The sequence below is a fragment of the Candidatus Alkanophaga liquidiphilum genome (genome assembly GCF_053996935.1).
Map to the genome: position 1 here is coordinate 1 of NZ_JBMXYC010000036.1, position 18912 is coordinate 18912.

The following is an 18912-nucleotide window of genomic DNA, read 5'->3' on the forward strand; positions in this document are numbered from 1 at the left end:
TTCACGCTCAGCTGGCGGCTTCCGGCGTGGAGATTATCGTTCAATGCATCGTGGCACGTCGCACTATTCGACGAATCCGGATTGATAAGCGAGGATCGCGCGGATTGGAGGTACATCACGAGGGCAGGGGATGACGAAGAGGTCAAAGAGGTAGAGAAGGGAATCGATGCGTTTATCCCTTTACAATTTTTCGGCGAGGACTCTGGAGCGGGCTCAAAGGAGTCTGAGCCGAGAGGCATGAGGCGCCCGCTTCAGCCATGAAGAGCTCACCCTTGAGCGTCGCACTTAATAAAGGGCGCCCCCTCAACACCAATTTCAACAGAAGCCGTTCGGACGTGCCTCCGTATTCGCATGGGCTTCGGCATCCTCACTGCGTCTTCTTAAAGCTCAAGCCATTTTTCGAACTTCGTCAGGTTTTCGCAGCCGTCCTGCCGCACGACCACGACGTCTTCGAGGCGAACGCCGCCTACCTCAGGCTCGTAGAGTCCCGGCTCTACGGTCACGACGTTTCCCTTTTTCAGAACGTATTCGTTGTCGCCGAGCGTGGGCGGCTCGTGGAGGGCGATGCCGACGCCGTGTCCCGTCGAATGTATGAAGCCGGTTTTTGCGTTCTTGCGGAGCGTCCCATAGCCCAATTCTTCGAAAAAATCGCAAACTGCATCGTGAACCTCCTTGCACGGCACGCCTGCCCTAATTTTCTCAAGAGCGCCTCTCTGCGCCTCAAGCACCGCTTCGAACATCTCTTTAACCTTCAGCGGCACGCCCCCTTCAACCTTCACGACGGTCCTCGTCATATCCGAAAAATACCGTTCCTTGAGCAATTGTGGGGCAAAATCCAGAACTATCGGTTCGTCAGCCTTTAATGCGCCAGCGCCGGCGAAATGCGGGTTTGCAGAGTCCTTGCCGCAAGAGATTATGATGTCGTGGGCGAAGCAGCCGTTATCAAGGAGCGTGTGTGCGACAAGCGTCCTGAGGCGTTCCGAAGTTAAGGTGCGGCGTCCGCTGACCAGCACGCCGTTCCTAACTCGTGCGTTTTCGATTTCGGAAAGAACGCGTTGCATCGCTGCCTCGCAGGCACGCTGCGCCTGCCTTATCAAAGAGATTTCACGCCTGCTTTTCACCTCTCTGGCTTCGACGTGGTCAAACTTCGGAGTGACGGCGAAGCCTCGCTGCCGCAGCTCCTCAGCAAGCCACAGCGGGAAATATTTGGGAACTTCTACGGCTCTCACGCCCAGCTCTTTGAGGGCGGCGGCGATGACGTCCTCAGCCTTCTTCCCGAATTCCGACGACGCACGGACGTTCTTCACCTTCGCCTCCTGCCGGGCACGCTCGACCTCCATCTGCGAGATGATTAGAAGCTCGGAGCCGTCATCACCTCGTATATAGATAAAAGGGTCGGGGGCGAGGAGCCTCGTTAGGTAATACATATCGGCATTGCGCACACTGTCCCCAAATATGAGCAGCGCCATGCCCAAATTAGTAATCCAAATACTTCATAATCTCCCAAGGCGTGATGTAGAGGCAGTATTGGTTCCACTCATCCGTCTTCAGTTCCACGAACTTGTCGTAGATGTGTGAGCCGAGCGCTCTCTGAACGACTTCGTCGGTCGTCAGCTCGTCCAGAGCCTCTCTAAGCGTCGTCGGCAGCTCCCACACTCCGTATTTCCGCCGGAGCTCCGGTGTCAGCTCGTAAACGTCTTCATCAACAGGGTCGCCGGGGTCAATCTTGTGCTTTATGCCGTCGAGTCCCGCAGCAAGCTGGCAGGCGAACGCAAGATACGGGTTGCAAGAGGGGTCTACCGCTCGATACTCAGCTCGTTTTGCCTTTGCGTGCGCTCGCCCTTTGTGGTAAACCGGGATTCTTACAAGCGCCGAGCGGTTCCTGCGGCTCCACATGATGTAAATCGGCGCCTCGAAGCCGGGGACGAGCCTTTTATATGAGTTCACGGTGGGGCAGCAGACTGCAGTTAGCGCTCTTGCGTGTTCGAGGAGCCCACCGACGTAGTAGCGCCCGAGCTGCGAAAGCTCAGCATACTCGTCGTCCTCGTCATACATCACGTTCTCACCGCCTTTCCAGATGGACTGGTGCGTGTGCATGCCCGACGCATTGTCCAAGTAAAGAGGCTTTGGCATGAATGTGGCGATCCAGCCGTATTTCTTCGCGATATTACGGGCGGCGAATTTGTAGATGTAGGCGAAGTCGCCGCACGTCACGAGCGGCTGCGGCTTGTAGTTCAGCTCCACCTGACCCGCGGTTGCGACTTCGTGGTGGTGGTATTCGACCTCGACGCCGAGTTTTTTTAAGTAGAAGCAAAGCTCGTTCCGATACTCGTTCGTCGAGTCCTCGGGCGGCGCCCTGAAATAGCCCTCCTTCGGGCGGACGATTAAGCCGCCGGGCTCGAGCTCCGGGGACTTCGGCATTGTTCTCGGCGGTCCCCAGGAGTCGCCCGCACCACCGGCAGGCGAGACGAAAAGGTCGTAGACGAGCTGCGTCGGGTCGAGCCGCTCGAACACGAAAAACTCAATCTCAGGACCGAAGACCGCAGAGAAACCCATGCTTTCAGCCTCTTTCACGGCACGCCTTGCGACGTAGCCCCGCGGGTCACAGTCGGCAACGCCGCCACCGAACGCCTCGTAAACGTCGCCGAACATGAACGCCGACTTCTGTATCGGGTCGTCAACCCAGGGAATCACTCGCAGCATCGTCGGGTCAGGCATCCATATCATGTCGCTCTCCTCGATGGACCTGAAGCCTCGGACGGAGGAGCCGTCGAAGCCGATGCCGTCGAAGGCGTTGCCCTCGGTAAATTCGCTTGCGGGGATCGTGAAACTCATCAGCACGCCACGCACATCGCTGAAGAAGCAATGCACGTTCTTGACGTCCGCACTTTTCAGCATTTCCACCGCTTTCTCCCGTATGTCCATCTTCCCACCCACGGGGGGTTTAAACGTTGCCCATATAAATAGTTTTTTGCAACATTGACGTTTTAGACATATATAAAATATGACAATGTTCTGCACATCTTTTTTCCAGACTAAAGTCGAGCTTCAAGAGGTGGGGCACGCCCTGCCACCCAATGATTGAGCGTTACGGCGGCGTAGGCTCCCCCGAAAGGTGCTATCTTTATCCCATCACGCCGTTCATGGTTACGTGCTTTCGGAACCTCGCCCAAATCGCTCGTTGCCTTTAAATACTCGTGGAACGCTGTCCAAAACTCACTTGGCGGCTTTGTGACAAGTTTAAAGCCCCTCTAAAAGCTCCAACTCTTTTACTTTTTGGAAGATTTCCTTGTTCACCACGTCTTGTGGGCGGTTCCCGTCGATTATGACGACGTTCTCCTCTTCTTCCGCCAATCTTTGATAATTTTTTCTAACCTTTTCAAGCGTTTCTGCATCTTCATAAAGCTCAGTGTGAAAGCGCTCCTTCCGTAAGCGGCGCATGCAGACCGCCGGTGGCACGTCTATCACGAACGTCACGTCCGGTGTCAATGCCCCCTCGTTTATCTTACGCAGCCAGCCCAAATCCACCTCTATGGACTGGTAAGCGTAAGACGAAAGCTTGTACCTATCGGAGATCACCACGACGCCGCCGCTTGTAAGTTTTTTTATGATTTCAGTATGCTGCGCACGGTCAGCCGCAAATAGGAGGGCTAATGCCTTCGCATTCACTTTTAGCTCCCCTCTGAGCGCCCCCCGTATCAAGCCGCCGAATACGCCGTCTGTCGGCTCCTTAGTCAAATACACCTCGTAACCCCTCTCCTCAAACCACTTGTGCAGGTCGAAAGCGTGCGTCGTCAACCCCGAGCCGTCCAAGCCCTCAAAAACTATGAACGGCATCTTGTCTTTTTTTTCAGAGCTTTTTTCTCTCAGAAGACCCAGCCCAGCCATGCCTTTGTCTCCTCCTTGTATTCGAACCATCTTAACGACTCCTTATACTCAGGCGAGATGGGCACCCCCGAAATAACAGGATAAAACACCACAAAAAACACAATGACGGCGACGAGGAACACCGCAACGAACACTTTGCCTAACCTTTTTAGAGAGGGACTGCTACTGCCGACGCACAGCCAATTCAGCCAGTAAACTGTGGCGAATATCATGAACGGGATGTTTGGGAGGAAGTGATAGATAAAGAGGCATCTCGAAATAGAGGCGTAGGGAAGCCATTGCAGGAAAAATGGAATGGTTATAAAAACGCTTGCTTTATCCGAAAACCTACTCCTCACGAGCTTGACTAGCGAGAGCATCATGAACGGTATGGACCCCCACCAAATCAGGGGGTTCCCCATACAAACTATTGTCGAGACGCTGCTGTTCAAGTCGTTGAAGTAGAGCCAGAGCGGCTTCGTCATCAGCCACCAGCTCCACCACGGCGACGAGAACGGGTGCGTCGCCGTGAGCGTTGCATGATACAGATACATCCTTCGCTGAAGCATGAGCACGTCGTAAATGCCGTGCCCAGTAAGCATGTAAGGCACGTAGCTCAACACATAGATCAAAGCGGCGACAAGCAGCCCTGCAACCACTGCAAGCGCCGCTTTTTGCTTAGCCATTGCTCTGCCCGACCTACTCGTCCAGAGCAGCACGAGCAAGACGAGCACGGCAGCAAAGCCATAAATGGTGTTCCACTTCGTCGAGAGCGCCAATCCGAACACGACGACGCTCAGGAAGAGCGAGCGGAATGCCGTCTTTGACACACCTTTTCTTTGCACGCTGCTGCCGCCGCCGAAAGCCTCGTCGAAATACCGGAAGAAGAAGAAAAACATCAGCGTTGTGAAGAAGAGGATAAAGATCTCACCGGTGGCGAGTCTTGCCATCGTGAAGTGCATAAAGTCAAAAGTCATGAGGAATGCGCAAAGCACGCCTGCAAACGACGACTTAAAAAGCCGTCTCCCAAAAAAGAACATCAGAGGAATCAAAGCGGCAGCCGCCAGCAGCCCAAAGAAACGCCACGCAAATGGACACATCCCGAAGCTCAGAATGCCCAACGCAATTATTAGCTTGCTAAGCGGCGGATGCGTCCACTCGAATGGCTCCTCGGAGTGCAAATACTCCCATGCCGTCCGCACGAAGTAAATTTCGTCGAAATACGTGCCGTATTTCTGTGTGAGCGGCGGGGTCGCCACGTCTTGTTCGTCTATCAGGCGCGAAAGGCTCTCGCCCGCCGTTCCGTTCAAGCCGATGACGCCTTTAATTCCTATCCTTTCACCGTCCTCAGAAACGACGAGGACCTCGCCAACTTCTCCCGCAGAGCTCTGAAATTCGAATTTTAGGAATCTTGTCTCTTCCCCAACATTCACTTTCTCCCACTTACAGAAGTCGCCGCTTTTGTCCAATTTTCCCACGTGCCTCCAGCCCCCTGGGGCGCCGGCGTAAAGGTCGAAGCACGTTCTGTGTTCGTCGCCTAGGAATACGTAAACACACTTCACTCCACAGCTCCCGCCCAAATCCAAGTAGAAGCTTGCGTTCTCGGGGGCTTTCCATCGGCTTTGTGGAAGTTCCAAGGCGCCGAAGTTCACGAGCGCCGAGCAGATGAAAACCGCGGTAAGCGCCGCTACTGCTAAAACCTCAAGCCTCTTCATATTCCTTCCCTTTTGGGAGGTTACTAAGAAAACTTACGGTTTTCGCTGCCAAAAGTTTAATTCGACACGCTACCGCGTTGTGTTACGACTCACGGCTCGACCGTTGCTCGCCCTCCCGCATCCATATCTCGCAAGCCAACTCAAACTTTAAGGTAAAAATAGTTCAGCAACAATGTTGTGAAAATGGGGTTGAGGGCGCACAGAGAAGGCATGGAAAAAGAACTTAGGAGGATTTTAGCAAGTTCTGCTATAAACCAGCTCGCACTTTCGGCAAATGCGTGTGGGTGCGTCGCCCTGACCGTGTTCCCGCTCGGCGTCAGCGCTGAGGATGTTGAGCTGCTGAAGGCTAAAGGGTTCGTAAAAAAACTCAAGAAGCTCGCTGCCGAGCTCGGCGTCGTCCCGAAGAACGTCTCTTTTCAGCGTGGCGAGAATTTTGAGGTCTTGCAGCTAAAGATACTCGACTTTTGCGAGCGTTGCGAGGCTGAGTATGCGGCGGAAAGACCATGGCCCGATGTTTTCGTCATCGAGAGCTGCAAATCCGGAAAGGGACATGCTAAAAAAGATGCGGTCTTGAGGTGTAGGGGAGCTGTTGAGGAGGAGTTAAGGAAAATCACGGGCTTCCCTATATACGTGTCGGAGCTTAGCGTCTTCGCTCTGCGGTGCGGCTGCGTTGGGCTTTCCGCAAACATAAGAGGTTTGCGGCGTCAGGACTTGACGGGATTCCAGTATTTTAGAGCGGCGGCGCAGAGCTTGGGAGTGACGCCGAAGGTAGTGTATGCGAGGTTTGGGGCGACGCCCTCGGATATTATTGGAATAACGGCGAGGGACACCTGCGAAAGATGCGAAAAGTTCACGGGAGGGCTTCATTTGCTTTGAGAAAATGTATAAGCTCGTAGCTTTCGACATGGACGGCACGCTCATCAGAGGGCACTCGTGGGTCAAGCTGCATGAGTATTTTGGCACTTTAGAAGTTAGCATAGAGAATTTAATGGCATATGACCGTGGGGAGATAAGCTACGACGAATTCATGCGGCGGGACATCAATGCTTGGCTGCGAGCTCGCAACAGTAAAATCCATGTCTCGGAAATATGTAAGGTCCTCGATGATTTCGAGTTCATGCCGCATGCAGAATTCGTGGTTGAGACGCTCAGGACGCACGACGTGAAAATCGGGATCATAACAGGTGGCCTCGACATGCTCGCTGCTGAGGTCGCTGCTGCCTTGAACATGAACTTTTTCGTCGCTAACGATTTGGAAATAGATGATGGGGGTTTTTTGACAGGTGAGGGAGTCGTGCGAGTGGAGCCCCGCAAGAAAGATGCCTTACTGCGGCGCATAGCCGCTGAGCATGGCGTAAAAATGGAGGAGACGGTTGCTGTCGGCGACAGTAAATACGATGCGAGCTTCTTACGAGCGGCGGGACTCGGCTTGGCCGTTTGTCCCGACGATGCGCTTCTGGCGTCGGGCGCCGCCGACTTCGTCATTTACGACTTGCGTGAAGTTTTAACATTTACGTTGCCGAAATCCAATTGTGAGACTGAAGGAGCTGCGGGGCAAGGACGTGCTCGTCGTTGACATGACGCATGGCGGCGTGATTCTCGCCGAGACACTTTTAGAAACCTGTGCGAGCGTCGCCGCCGCCGACATCTACGGCACGCTGAGTAGGGAGCGGCAAGAGTCCCTGGAAAAGCTCGGCGTCGAAGTTAAGCGTTTCGTGGACGACCCTTCGCCCTATGATTTCATTTTTTCACCAGTTCATTCTCCGGTGTTTAATCCCGTAAATACCCACCCAGACGGTAAAATATCCTCGCACCACGAGCTCGTGGGCGTCTTGCTCGAAGAAAAGAAGCCGCATGGCAAAATCGTGGAAGTAACAGGTATCAAAGGTAAAACATCTACGGTGTTTTTCTTGTTCGACATCCTCAGGGAGGCTGGCAAAAAGGTGCTAATGTCCAGCAGCTTAGGCGTGTTTTACGGCAGTGACGGCGACAAACGCAAATTAAGAGGAAGAGCGGACATAACGCCGGCGAATGTCCTGAGCGTGTTGGAGCTTGCCGAGGGGTTGGGGGTTGAAGTTTTCATTTTTGAAATCTCTCTAGGATTTACAGGAGCGGCGGATGTGAGCGTGCTGACGACGCTGGAGCCCGATTACAAAATTGCGGCAGGTGGGCTGAGCGCCACAACCGCCAAGTTGTTTACGGCATTACGCTCCAAAAATATCATCCTGAACAAAAGAGCTTACAGACGTTACGAGGCATTCCTCCGCAGCAGTGGAGAGATAACTACGCCGCGAACGCTCCTCTACGACGACACGGAAGCGTGGGCGGCGTTACTCGATGCAGCGGCTGACGGCTTCGAAGAGGTGCAGACCGAGTTTTTTTCAAACCCTCACATCTCTGCGGGTTATATTGAAAACGTGCTGGCAGCGGCTTTCACTTCCTTACTACTTGGTGCAAGCCTTTCTTCCGTGAAGCGGGGCATAAAAAGGAGTAGGGGCGTTCCGGGGAGGATGCGGTGCCTTCGCTGGGGTAACGTCATATTTTTGGAGGATGCGAATCCTGCGCTCGATGCGGCGTCGCTTGAGAATGCGATGCGGCAGGCTTTGAACATTAAGGAAATGGAGGGGAAAGCAAGAGCCGTCGTCGTGCTCGGCGGCGATGGCAGGGGTAGTTGCTCGCAGCTACGCTACGAGGAGATGTTGGATGCGGTTGGGAGGTTTGAGGGGTTTGAGGTTTTCCTCGTCGGCAAGGTGGGACGAAAACTTAAAGAGCTGGGCGCTGCGGGAGCGCTCCTGACCGAGAAAGAAATATCAGAGATGATGCAGAAACTTAACGAGGACGCTGTGGTGCTATTTGCCTTGAAGGATTCGAGGACGGTATTTGGGGATGGTGAAGTTGGAGTTTGAAGTCTTGCACCCGAGACCGAACGCAATAGCCGCCGCAATGTATACGCTGCGAGACTTGGGCGTCGAAGCCATCATCCTGCACGGTCCGACGGGTTGTAATTTCAAGACTGCGAGGATGCTGGAAGACGACGGCGTCCGAGTCTTCACGACTGCGATGACCGAACAAGACTACATCTTCGGAGGCCGGGAAAAACTCTTGGACGTCCTTAAAAAGGTAACCGAGCAATTTTCTTTCAAGCTCGTGGGCGTTGTCGGAACGTGCGCAAGCATGATTATTGGGGAGGACATGCAGGGCGTCTGCGAGGAATTTCGGGCGTCCTACGACGCAAATACGAAAATCGTGGTCGTGGAGGTGCACTGTGGCTTCCCGGACAACACCGTCGGCGCCATAAAGGCGTTAGAGGCTGCCTTCGAGGAGGGCTTGCTCGACTCTCGTGAGCTGGAACGGCAGAAGAACCTTCTGAAAAAGGCTACCAAAATAGAGAAGGAGCGGGGCATGGCGTCCTTCGAATATATACCGCCAAGTCGTGGTGACAATAAAGAACGAGTTGCAAGAGAAATTTTTAAGAGGTTGTGGGCTTTATCCTACGCTAATGCCGCTGATACAGCTTCCGATGCAGCCGACGCTGGCGAAGTTTCCGATGCAAAGGTCGTTTGCGTGCTCAACGCAAAGAAGGAGCTTGGTTATATTTTTGCGGACGTTCTGCTTGCGGTGAACGAAGTTGCGACGCTTTGCGACACCGCCGTCGTGAACATCGCGAACCTTGACCCGGAGCAGGGGCTGCCACGTATAAGAATGCACGCTGAAAACATTTTAAAGGAGCTTGAAGGGCGGGGCGTGAGAATAGACCACTTCACAGGCGGGCTTGACGATTATTCCTTCGCCGGTGAGGAAGCTGCCCGCATTTTGCAGCGTTACGCTGCCGATGTTCTTGTTTGCATCGGGAACCCGCACGCAGTCACCACCTCGCAAAAGTGCGACGAAGCTTTAAAAGTCGCAGTCACGAACGGTCCGAGGGAAGTGCTTCCGCTGAGAAGGCTCGGATACGATAGGATAATCGTGGAGCTTGACGCTCATTCTAAGGTTGTCGGCGTCAACAAGCTCGTAGAATCAGAATTCGGGGTGGCGCTGCGAGGCACTGCCCGTGCTGACGCTTAGCTGCTCGGAGGTTGTTGTGTCCTTGACGCTTCAAGCCTTGCCACTTTAAGCTTGTGTCCCTGCTACTTTTTCAAGCTCCATCGCCTTTTCCGATTCTTTTTGTAGTATTTTGAGGACTTTAGAGCGAATTTCGTTAAACTCCAGGCTCGTTCTGTCCCGCATCCTGCCTAGGTCCACTTCTAAAATTTCCTTGACGACTGCGGGTCTGGCGCTGAGCACCACGATTTTATCAGCGAGGAAGACTGCTTCGTCGACGCTGTGCGTCACGAATAGAATAGTCTTCTGCGTCTTGCTCCAGATTTCCAGAAGCTCCATCTGCAGCATGTTTCGCGTCTGGGCGTCGAGGCTCCCGAAAGGCTCGTCCATTAGCAGCACCTCAGGCTCGATTGCCAGCGCTCTTGCGATGCCGACACGCTGCCGCATGCCGCCGGAAAGCTCATGTGGGTATCTTTCCTCGAAGCTCTGAAGCCCCACGAGCTCGATATATCGCTTGGCAATCCGCAGCCGCTCGTCCTTTGGAATTTTGAGGTTTTCGAGTCCGAAAGTGATGTTCTTGAGGACGGTGCGCCATGGGAAAAGCGCATACTCCTGAAAAACCATGCAGCGGTCTTTTCCGGGGGCGGAGACCGGCTTTCCGTCGAGCGTGACGCTGCCGCTCGTCGGGCGTTCCAAGCCGGCGATGATTCTGAGGAGTGTGGTCTTCCCGCAGCCCGAAGGTCCGACGATGCACACGAACTCGCCCTCACGCACGGAGAAGCTGACGTCGTCGAGTGCGACGACGTTGTTTGCATCCCTCGTCATGAAGACCTTGCGCAGATTCTTGACCTTTATTTTCTCTGCAGCCACGCTCTCACCCCGTTAAGTCAAGCTCTCACCTCGCCAACGGCTTCCAGCGCAAAATCCAGCGTTCAAACCGCCGGAATGCCACGTCCATTACCAGCCCGATGACGCCAAAAGTTATCATCCCGGCAAAGACTAGGTCCATCCTCCCCCAGCTCATTGCGAGGAAGAGAGTCCAGCCGAGCCCGTAGCGTGTCGTTCCGAACATTTCGGCAGCGACAACACACATCCAGCACGCCGCAATTGCAATTCGCAAGCCTGTGAGGATGAAAGGCGTTGCATACGGGATGACGACCTTTAGCAAAATGTTTCGAGTGCCTAAAACCTTAGCGGCATCTATTAGCACGGGGTCCACGTTGCGGGCGCCGCTGTAGCAGTTTATCAGCACCGGGAAGAAGGCGCCGATGAAAATGATGGCGGACGCAGTTCTGTGTCCAATGCCTAACCATATTATCATCGCTGGAATCCAAGCAATCGGCGGAATCGGACGGACGAGCTCTATGAGGTAGTAAAAAATGCTGTCCACCACCCGATACCAGCCCATTGTGATGCCGAGGGCGAAGCCAGCGACGAAGCCAAGCGCAAGCCCGGTAGCCCAGTGCAGGAGGCTGTAGAGCACGTCGCTCACGAAAGTTCTCTCGAACCAGGGCAAGAAACCGTCATTGACGATGACACTCGGTGGTGGGAACAGATACTTATCCAGAACGCCGTAGGAAGGCAGGAGCTGCCAGAGCGCAAAGATTACTACGAGGGTGAGAACTCCCAGCCATCTTCGATCCCCCCTGAAACCTCGTAGAGTCATAACTACCCCTCTTCTCGACATCCACTCTTGGTGCTGCAAGCTTTTCACCCGCCACGCCGCCTAAACTGTCTTGATAGCCTCGTCGTAGAAGCTATAATCGAAGATGTCCCCTTCTGACAACCCCCGGGTTATTGCACCTGCATCCCTCAGCGCCCCCGCAAACTCCAGGGCGCAGCCGCTTATCAGATGCGGGTCGGCATCAGGGACGAGCTGCCCTTCGCACCGCAACCCCAAATACGTGGCGTTCAGCCCGAGGTAGTGGCTGAGCGACGCATTTACTGCTGGCAGCCAGATGTCTTCGCCGCCAAACGCCAGCTTCACGCTCTCAGGCATGTGTTTATCAAGAATGCCGATAGCCTCGTCGGGATGCTCGTAGGCGAATCTTTGCGCTCGAATGAAGGCGCTCACGACGGCGCTCACGACTTCGGGATGCTCCCGCAAGAGGTCGCCACGCACCGTCACGACGCAGCACGGCGAATGTTCGTAGCCCTTAAGCTCTGCCCACTCCTTCGAAATCCAGAGGACGGGGATGCCGTAGCCCTGTTGAATCATAAGGTCGTCAAGCTCGGCGCCTATCACCGCCGCATCTATTACCTTGGAACGTAGCCACTCCATTAGAACGATGCCGCCTGTCTTGATCTCGACGTCATGCTCAGGGTCTATACCGTGCGCTAGGAGCCAGTCCGTCATTATTGTCCACTGTATGGAACCGGGACCGCCCCAGACGCCTATTTTCATCGGTCTGCCTTGCTCCATCTCAAATTTTAAAATCGAACCTGCAGGGTCTGAATAATTCCAGTAAAAGTCGGGGACGCCGTCCGTCGCTCTTATCGAGAGCGTTGCGATGTCCATGCCGACCGCCGCCACGACCTTATGCCCCTTCTCGTATTCGTTGGCGATTGTCGAGATTGCGGGGGCGACGCCACCGACCGCCACGTCGATTTCGCCAGCTCTGAACGCCTGAAACTCCTCGGCGCCGCCGCCCGTGAAGAGCATCTCACTGACCGGAACCCCAAGCTCATTTTCCAACCAGCCCTTCTCCAGGATTATGGGGACGGCGACGTGCTCGAACGCCGGTTGCCATCCGATTTTCAACTCTGTGAGCCCTGTCGCTGGAGACGTTGCCGGGGAAGGCGCCACCGGTGGTGGCGTCCTCTCCACGCAGCCAAGCGTAAAGGATACGAGCAGGAGGGCGGCTACCACCACGAATCCTACACGCATCATCATTATAAACACCCCCTCTCATATAAATGTTCGCCCCGATGTGCAATTATTTGCCTAATTGGGAAAATTGCAGCAGCGCACACCTTTTTCGGCAACTTGTCAATTCAACTTCTCCTCTGACGTCCACGGTAGATAAAGGAGCATCAACGTGAGCACGTATGCGATAATGACCGTAGGCAGTGCGGCGTGCATGCCAAAAATCTGCGGCGGCTTGTTAAACAGCATCAGGACCGTCAAGACGATGCCGAGCACGCTCACCGCGAGCATGATTGCGAAGCCTGCTCGTCTCTTCAGCTTCCTCCGCCGTGAAAACCATGAAACGAGAAGCGGTCCGATGTAAAGGGCGCTGGGCGCCAGAAAGAGCAGAACGAGCATGACGACTTCCTCTCGAATTGTCAATGCGAGGAGCAAGCCCAAGAGTCCAATCACGATGGTAATGAGCCTTGAGATTTTGAGAATCTTTTCATCTGAAGCTTGAGGGTTTATGAGCCGCTGGTAGAAGTCCCGGACGAGCATTGTCGTGCAGGAATGAATCCAAGAGTCGGTACTGGACATGCACGCTGCTATGATGGCGGCGCAGAAAAGTGCGCCCACAGCAGGCGGAAAGACCGTAAGCATGACCTGCGGCACCGCAAGTATCGGCTCGGTGTTCGGCAGCAGTACTCTGGCGAGCAGCCCAGCAGAAACCGCAAAGAAGCCTATCGGGAAGATTAGCAGCCCGGCGATGACGCCCGCCTTCGTAGCGTCCTCAGGCGTCCGCACCGCCGCACATCTCTGCAGCCACGGCTGGCTGACGTAAACAAACATGAGTAGGCACGCTACGTAGGAGCTGATGCGCACGGGACCCGCAGCAGTCCAGTCCCAGTAGCTCGGCGGCAGTTGCGAGAGCTGTGATGAGAAGCCGCCGGTGGCGATGAGCGCAGTGAGCAGCCCCAAGCCCGTATATATCACAATCATCTGAAGTGTGTCCGTCAGCGCCACCGCCCACATCCCGCCGATGAAAATGTAGAGCGTGATTATTGCAGCGGTGACCACGATGCTTATTCCGATGTCCAAACCTGTCATCGCAGACAGAATGGCGCCGGCAGCCAGAAATTGTGCTGCGACCGCCGGAATGAGCGACAGTATCATTACAAGGGCAACAAGCGCCCGAGCTTCGACGCCGTAGTCCCGCTCCAGCACCTCTTGCAGTGTTATGGCGTTGGTGCGTCTGAAACGAGCGGCGGCGAGCCACATGCTCAAAATCAAAGCGACGCCGAGAATCAACGGGTAGAGCACCCCCGAGATTCCAACTTTGTAGCCGAGCTCGCCGACACCAATCGTTACGCCGGAGCCGACGAGCGTCGCCGCAATCGAGAGCGACGCCACCCACCATGGAAGCCGCCTGCCGCCCACGTCGAAATCCTCGGCGGACTTTGTCAGCTTCTTCCCATAAAGCCCGATGAGCATGCAGACGCCCAAATACGCCACGACTATGGAAAGCACGATGTTTTGCATCCTTACATTAGGACGCCTCGTGCGTTTATATATTTGTCGTTATGTGCAATATAGAGTCTTATGGGGCAGTAAGCAGCTGCCCCGCTCATATTTACCATCCAAAACATTTTTAATTGCGAGAGAGGAAGAGGACGTGATGAGAAATGGCGAGGATTTACGCAAGACGTAGGGGGAGATCGGGCTCAAAGCCGCCGTTGCGGAAGAAGCCACCAGAATGGTTGCAGATTACGCCCGAAGAGATAGAAGAACGCATCATCGAGCTATACAAGCAAGGATACTCGACAAGCGTCATAGGGATGGTCCTCAGAGACTGCTACGGCGTGCCCGATGTCCGTTTGGTTACTGGCAAGAAGATGACTCAAATTTTGAGAGAATACAACGTCGCCTCTAAAGTCCCCGAAGACCTGCAGAACTTGATAAAAAAGGCTATACGGCTGCGGAAGCATCTGGAGCTGCACAGAAAAGACTTGCATAATAAAAGGGCGTTGCAGCTCACAGAGTCGAAGATACGGAGGCTCGTTAAGTATTACAAGCGTAAGAAGGTGCTGCCGGCGGACTGGGAATACAAGCCTGAGACTGCGGAAATCCTCCTTAGGGCATAACTTCAAAACTTTTAAATGTGTTGCGAGTAGAATAAACGGTGGTGGTGAGATGAACCCGTATGCAAGCCTCTTGGGCGGGCTGCTTTTGATGGCGCTCGGCGCCTTTGGCATCTATGTGTTCAGGCAGCAATTTTTAATGGTGCTGGAGGGCGTCGTGGGCGTTGCAGTGCTGCTCGTCGGCGTTATTTTCCTGATGATAGGCGTGAGTGACGTCAGAGACAGGTTAAGAGAAAAGAAGGAAGCGGCGGCTGCGGACACCGGTAGTGAGTAGTGGCGAAAAATGTCGGCGAAACGTCCTTTAGAGGGAGTTAGAATCATAGACTTGACGCAGTTCCTCCCAGGACCCTATTGTTCGATGCTACTCGCAGACCTCGGCGCTGAGGTCATAAAAGTTGAGCGGAAGGGCGGCGGCGATTATGCAAGGAGGCTCCCGCCGCTCGTAAAAGGGGAAGGGGCGGGCTTCTTGGGAATGAACAGGAACAAGAAGAGCATCACTTTAAACCTGAAAGCCGAGAAGGGAAAGGAAATATTCTACAAGTTAGCGAAGGGTGCGGATGTCGTCATGGAGGGCTTCAGACCAGGCGTCGTTGACCGTTTGGGCGTTGGCTACGAGGATGTTAAGAAGATAAACCCCAGGATCATATATTGCTCGATTTCAGGATTCGGGCAGGACGGCCCTTACAAGGACGTCGTCGGGCATAACATAGACTATTTATCATATGCGGGCGTTCTCGGCTTAAACGAAAGGCCATGCTCTGCGAGCTTGCTCATCGCAGACCTCTGTGGCTCGATGTTCGCCGCTTTCTCCATACTGGCGGCGCTACTTTACAGAGAAAAGACGGGGATGGGCACTTACATCGACGTTTCCATGGTTGATGGAGTCCTTTCTTGGATGAGCATGCACTTTTCCGCATACTTCGCAGACCGCCGTGAAACGATGCCTGAGCACGTCGTCGTCGGCGACTCGTTGGGTTACGGCATCTTCGAGACGAAAGATGGCTATATCTCACTTGGCATCGTCGAGACGTGGTTCTGGGAGAATCTATGCAAGGTGCTCCGCCGTAACGACCTTATCAACGACCAGTATGCGAAAGGCGAGCGGCGGGAGCTCGTTTTGAATGAATTACGACGCATCTTCAAGGAGAAAAGCAGGGACGAGTGGGTGCGCATTTTGAGGGCGGCAGAGGTGCCGTGCGCCCCTGTTTACAGGCTGAACGAAGTATTTTCAGACCCCCAGATCAAACATCGTGGTCTGCTCACAGAAATAGAGCGGCAGGGAGAAAAGCTGAAACAAATAGTTTTCCCGATAAGATTTTCGGGATTTGACTGTCGTGAAATAAGAACGCCGCCGCCGGTGCTCGGCGAGCATACCGACGAGATTTTAAGGGAATTAGGTTACAGCGAGGATGAGATGAAAAAGCTGAAAGAAGAAGGAGTTGTGTAGCCTTTAGAGGGAAGTGCCGATGCCGCTGCTGGACGCTGTAGTCGAGAGGGTTACGGGGTTTGACGCAAAGAGGCTCGTTGTGGTCCCGTTAATTGTGTTGCTGCTGGCGGCGAGCGTGCTTGCATATTCACAACTCGCCTTCGGGACGCCAGTCAAGCTCGGCATGGACTTCACGGGCGGCACACTCGTGAGAATCACGACGGCGGAGAGCAAAGACGAACTCCTTGCAAAATTCTCAGAGTTCCCGAACGTCATCATCCGAGAGGCAGGCGACGAGAAAATCTTGCAGTTCGGACCGATGAGCAATGAGGAGAAGGAGAAACTCATCCAGCTCGTCACCAGCTACCCCGATTACGAAATAAAGGACGTAAGTCCGCTGTTCGGCAAGGAAGCACAAGCACAAACGGTCAAAGCGCTCGTGATTGCGTTCTTGCTGATGGCGATAGTCATTTTCATAGTTTTCAGAACGCCCGTGCCCGCCGCAGCAATCGTTTTCTGCGCAGTGTCCGACATCATAATCGCGGCTGCATGCTTGAATTTAGTGCGTTTAGAGCTTTCCTTGGGAACGGTCGCTGCGCTTCTCATGCTCATCGGCTACTCCGTGGACAGCAACATACTCCTGACGACAAAACTCTTACGCTCAAGTCCCGTGACGGGTAGGAGTAAGAAAAGCGGTATGCTGAAGGTTCTTGAGAGATTAAAGGAAGCAATGCGAACAGGGCTGACCATGACCTCGACGACGCTTTCTGCCGTCTTCGCAATGTTCGTCGTGGCAGCGTGTATGTCCTTGTTTTCGGAATACTATGCGCCGATACCGCTGCTCAGAGATATTTCCATCGTGCTCATCTTCGGGCTTTTTGCAGACTTGATGAACACATGGATGTTCAACGCCGGCGTCCTCCGCTTTTATCTTGGCGAACGGGCGGCTGCTCGTGCGCCTGCAGAGCGGCGGAAGGACGCAAAAACAGCGAGAGTGGAGAAGGCGGCAAAGCCGCAAAGGGGAGGTGTGCGGCGTGGTAAGTGAGCGTGGCGGCTTGCTTAGAGATGTGCGGGTGTTGGTTTTCTTGGTTTTTGTGTTATTGTCGTTGTTCGTGATTTACGTTTATCCGCCGCCACCCGTAGGGGCAGGCACTAACGGGAACCTGAAATTTGGTTTGGATTTAGTCGGCGGCTCCTACTTGCAACTGAAGCTTGAGGGCGTTCTCGTGAAGGTTGAAGCAGACAAAGGCGAAATTATAAAACACGAGATTCTGGGACTTTTGAGGGAGAGAGGCGAGAACACATCCGTAGAAATAGTGGCAGAGAACGAGACCGCTGTGGTTCTTGAGACTGCGGCAATTCTAACCAATGAAGAGCTTGAAGCGCTGAATATCGGCAGCATTTCCATCGAGCGGTTATCGGCGCCGCCGGAAAATGTCACGGAAACTGGAAACATCACGAGAATTACGATAACGGCAGATGAGGGCTATGTCGTGACAAGGTATTTGGAGGATGCATTGGGTGCAGATGTTGAGCCTGCAGTTTATCGAGGCGTCGAGATTTACGAAATAAGGAAGCTCGTTTCGAAGGAAGAGCTGGAGAACGTGCTTGATGCTGTGAATGCGAGCATCGGGCGTGACGAGCGTGGCATGGAATTTTTTGTGGAGGGCGTGACGCCCGGAACGAGGGATTTGGCGAAGGAAATCATGGAGACGAAGCTGAACATGCTGGGGCTGCGGGATATTCCGATAAGGACGGTCGGCACCGACATAATCCTGATAGACCTCGCAGGCGTGGACATAGCAACCGCCCGTAAGCTCATAGGGAAGCCCGGAAAGTTCGAGATAAGAATACAGACGGCAGGTGAGGCTGGCGAAATCAAGAAGGGCATGCGGCTCGAAGAAATCAAAAACATAACGGTGCACGTTCTTTACGGCGACGAGGGTATTGCGAGCGTCAGCGCCATGCCGCAGCAGCGACGTAGCGACGACGTCGAGCGTTGGGGTGCGCCATTCACGTTGACGAGGGAGGGCGCCGCCGCCCTGCAGGATGCATGCATAAAATACGGAGCGGTGGATGACCCTGAGCGTCACGAGCTTGCGATGCTTCTTGACGACGTTGTAATATACAGTGCGCCGCTTTCTTCAGACCTCGCAAACGAGCTGAAGACACGTCCCGTTTATAACTTGATTGCAGAGACCGGTGAGGGCGAAGATGGGCGACGGGCAGCAAAGGAGCTGATAATCCACCTGAAGGCAGGGGCGTTGCCCGTGCCCGTTGAAATCATAGGCTCGGGCGAAGTTCCGGCGCCGCTCGGCGAGAAGTTCCGCCGAGAGGCAGCTCTCGCCGCCGCTCTTGCCTTCATGCTCGTGGCGCTTGTTGTTTACGTGCGTTATCGGAATGGGCGGATCGTGCTCCCGATGCTTATGACGTTAATTTGCGAGGTCATTATCATTCTGGGCTTCGCAGCTGCCACCGGCTGGCAGCTCGATCTGCCAAGTGTCGCCGGCATCATCGCAGTCATCGGAACCGGCGTCGACCAGTTTGTCATAATCACCGACGAAGTTTGAAGTGGCGCCGCTGCAACGCCACCGACGAAAAAGAAAAAGGGAAAAACGCCCGTAAAGGTCTACCTGCGACGGGTCGCTGAGGCTTTCAACATAATATTCGCATCTGCGGCTACGACGGCGGTTGCGATGCTCGCTTTAGCGCTCATGGCGCTCGGCACGCTCCGTGGCTTTGCAATCATTACCATCGTCGGAATACTGATAGGCGTGCTCATTACAAGACCCGCGTATGCGAGAATTATACAAGAAATCGCCTGACCCCACGCATGCAGCAGTGGCAAACACTCTGCACAGGTGCGTCTAAGGTAAG

17 protein-coding genes and 1 pseudogene are annotated in these 18912 nt (G+C 54.2%); 10 read left to right on the forward strand and 8 right to left on the reverse strand.

The window, feature by feature from the left end; genetic code table 11:
• The coding region (locus tag ACXJJA_RS04695; protein WP_456487067.1) for a hypothetical protein at nt 1–261 on the forward strand (261 nt) is incomplete at its 5' end.
• Nucleotides 262–380: 119 nt separating this feature from the next.
• On the opposite strand, the gene ACXJJA_RS04700 is transcribed toward ACXJJA_RS04695, so the two are convergent.
• The 4 genes from ACXJJA_RS04700 to ACXJJA_RS04715 all read right to left on the reverse strand — a co-directional run bounded on the left by ACXJJA_RS04700 (nt 381) and on the right by ACXJJA_RS04715 (nt 5582).
• On the reverse strand, nt 381–1469 hold the full coding sequence (locus ACXJJA_RS04700) for a M24 family metallopeptidase (protein ID WP_456487068.1): 1089 nt from the start codon (nt 1467–1469) through the stop codon (nt 381–383).
• Between the two features lie 7 nt (nt 1470–1476).
• A complete protein-coding gene (glnA, locus tag ACXJJA_RS04705) occupies nt 1477–2925 on the reverse strand; it encodes a type I glutamate--ammonia ligase (protein ID WP_456487069.1) in 1449 nt (482 codons plus the stop codon).
• 315 nt (nt 2926–3240) lie between these two features.
• The gene (tmk, locus tag ACXJJA_RS04710) at nt 3241–3888 is read right to left on the reverse strand and encodes a dTMP kinase (protein WP_456487070.1); all 648 of its coding nucleotides are present in this window, start codon (nt 3886–3888) and stop codon (nt 3241–3243) included.
• Nucleotides 3867–5582, reverse strand: coding sequence for a phospholipid carrier-dependent glycosyltransferase (locus ACXJJA_RS04715; protein WP_456487071.1), 1716 nt, complete (start codon nt 5580–5582; stop codon nt 3867–3869). The genes tmk and ACXJJA_RS04715 overlap by 22 nt, the downstream gene beginning before the upstream one ends.
• Nucleotides 5583–5765: 183 nt before the next feature.
• Here ACXJJA_RS04715 and ACXJJA_RS04720 point away from each other — a divergent pair, with 183 nt between their 5' ends.
• Genes ACXJJA_RS04720 through cfbD form a run of 4 tightly spaced genes read left to right on the forward strand, consistent with a single transcriptional unit; the run spans nt 5766 to nt 9647 of the window.
• Nucleotides 5766–6458: a DUF5402 family protein gene (locus tag ACXJJA_RS04720; protein ID WP_456487072.1), complete on the forward strand. Its 693-nt coding sequence runs from the start codon at nt 5766–5768 to the stop codon at nt 6456–6458.
• A 4-nt stretch (nt 6459–6462) separates the two neighbouring features.
• Nucleotides 6463–7158 (forward strand): HAD family hydrolase, encoded by a 696-nt coding sequence (locus tag ACXJJA_RS04725; RefSeq protein ID WP_456487073.1) that lies wholly within the window; start codon nt 6463–6465, stop codon nt 7156–7158.
• The gene (gene cfbE, locus ACXJJA_RS04730; protein WP_456487074.1) at nt 7115–8488 is read left to right on the forward strand and encodes a coenzyme F430 synthase; all 1374 of its coding nucleotides are present in this window, start codon (nt 7115–7117) and stop codon (nt 8486–8488) included. Before ACXJJA_RS04725 ends, cfbE begins: the two co-directional genes overlap by 44 nt.
• Nucleotides 8469–9647 (forward strand): Ni-sirohydrochlorin a,c-diamide reductive cyclase catalytic subunit, encoded by a 1179-nt coding sequence (cfbD, locus tag ACXJJA_RS04735; RefSeq protein WP_456487075.1) that lies wholly within the window; start codon nt 8469–8471, stop codon nt 9645–9647. The genes cfbE and cfbD overlap by 20 nt, the downstream gene beginning before the upstream one ends.
• Nucleotides 9648–9692: 45 nt before the next feature.
• On the opposite strand, the gene ACXJJA_RS04740 is transcribed toward cfbD, so the two are convergent.
• The 4 genes from ACXJJA_RS04740 to ACXJJA_RS04755 form a co-directional block, all read right to left on the reverse strand.
• Nucleotides 9693–10448: an ABC transporter ATP-binding protein gene (locus tag ACXJJA_RS04740; protein WP_456487101.1), complete on the reverse strand. Its 756-nt coding sequence runs from the start codon at nt 10446–10448 to the stop codon at nt 9693–9695.
• Between the two features lie 70 nt (nt 10449–10518).
• Complete coding sequence (locus ACXJJA_RS04745; protein WP_456487076.1) at nt 10519–11289, reverse strand: ABC transporter permease; 771 nt, start codon at nt 11287–11289, stop codon at nt 10519–10521.
• A 60-nt stretch (nt 11290–11349) separates the two neighbouring features.
• Nucleotides 11350–12516 carry an ABC transporter substrate-binding protein gene (locus tag ACXJJA_RS04750; protein ID WP_456487077.1) on the reverse strand — a complete coding sequence of 389 codons (1167 nt, stop codon included), beginning with the start codon at nt 12514–12516 and terminating at the stop codon, nt 11350–11352.
• A gap of 96 nt (nt 12517–12612) precedes the next feature.
• Nucleotides 12613–14010, reverse strand: a complete 1398-nt coding sequence (locus tag ACXJJA_RS04755; RefSeq protein ID WP_456487078.1) for a sodium:solute symporter family protein — start codon at nt 14008–14010, stop codon at nt 12613–12615.
• A gap of 143 nt (nt 14011–14153) precedes the next feature.
• Between ACXJJA_RS04755 and ACXJJA_RS04760 the strand changes: the two genes are divergently transcribed.
• The 5 genes and pseudogenes from ACXJJA_RS04760 to ACXJJA_RS04780 all read left to right on the forward strand — a co-directional run bounded on the left by ACXJJA_RS04760 (nt 14154) and on the right by ACXJJA_RS04780 (nt 18860).
• Complete coding sequence (locus ACXJJA_RS04760; RefSeq protein WP_456487079.1) at nt 14154–14612, forward strand: 30S ribosomal protein S15; 459 nt, start codon at nt 14154–14156, stop codon at nt 14610–14612.
• Nucleotides 14613–14661: 49 nt separating this feature from the next.
• Nucleotides 14662–14883, forward strand: coding sequence for a hypothetical protein (locus ACXJJA_RS04765; protein ID WP_456487080.1), 222 nt, complete (start codon nt 14662–14664; stop codon nt 14881–14883).
• A gap of 9 nt (nt 14884–14892) precedes the next feature.
• Nucleotides 14893–16056: a CaiB/BaiF CoA transferase family protein gene (locus tag ACXJJA_RS04770; protein WP_456487081.1), complete on the forward strand. Its 1164-nt coding sequence runs from the start codon at nt 14893–14895 to the stop codon at nt 16054–16056.
• 19 nt (nt 16057–16075) lie between these two features.
• Nucleotides 16076–17080, forward strand: a complete 1005-nt coding sequence (locus ACXJJA_RS04775) for a protein translocase subunit SecF (protein WP_456487082.1) — start codon at nt 16076–16078, stop codon at nt 17078–17080.
• Nucleotides 17070–18860: pseudogene (locus tag ACXJJA_RS04780) on the forward strand (preprotein translocase subunit SecD family protein). The gene ACXJJA_RS04775 and the pseudogene ACXJJA_RS04780 overlap by 11 nt, the downstream one beginning before the upstream one ends.
• Nucleotides 18861–18912 lie beyond the last annotated feature (52 nt).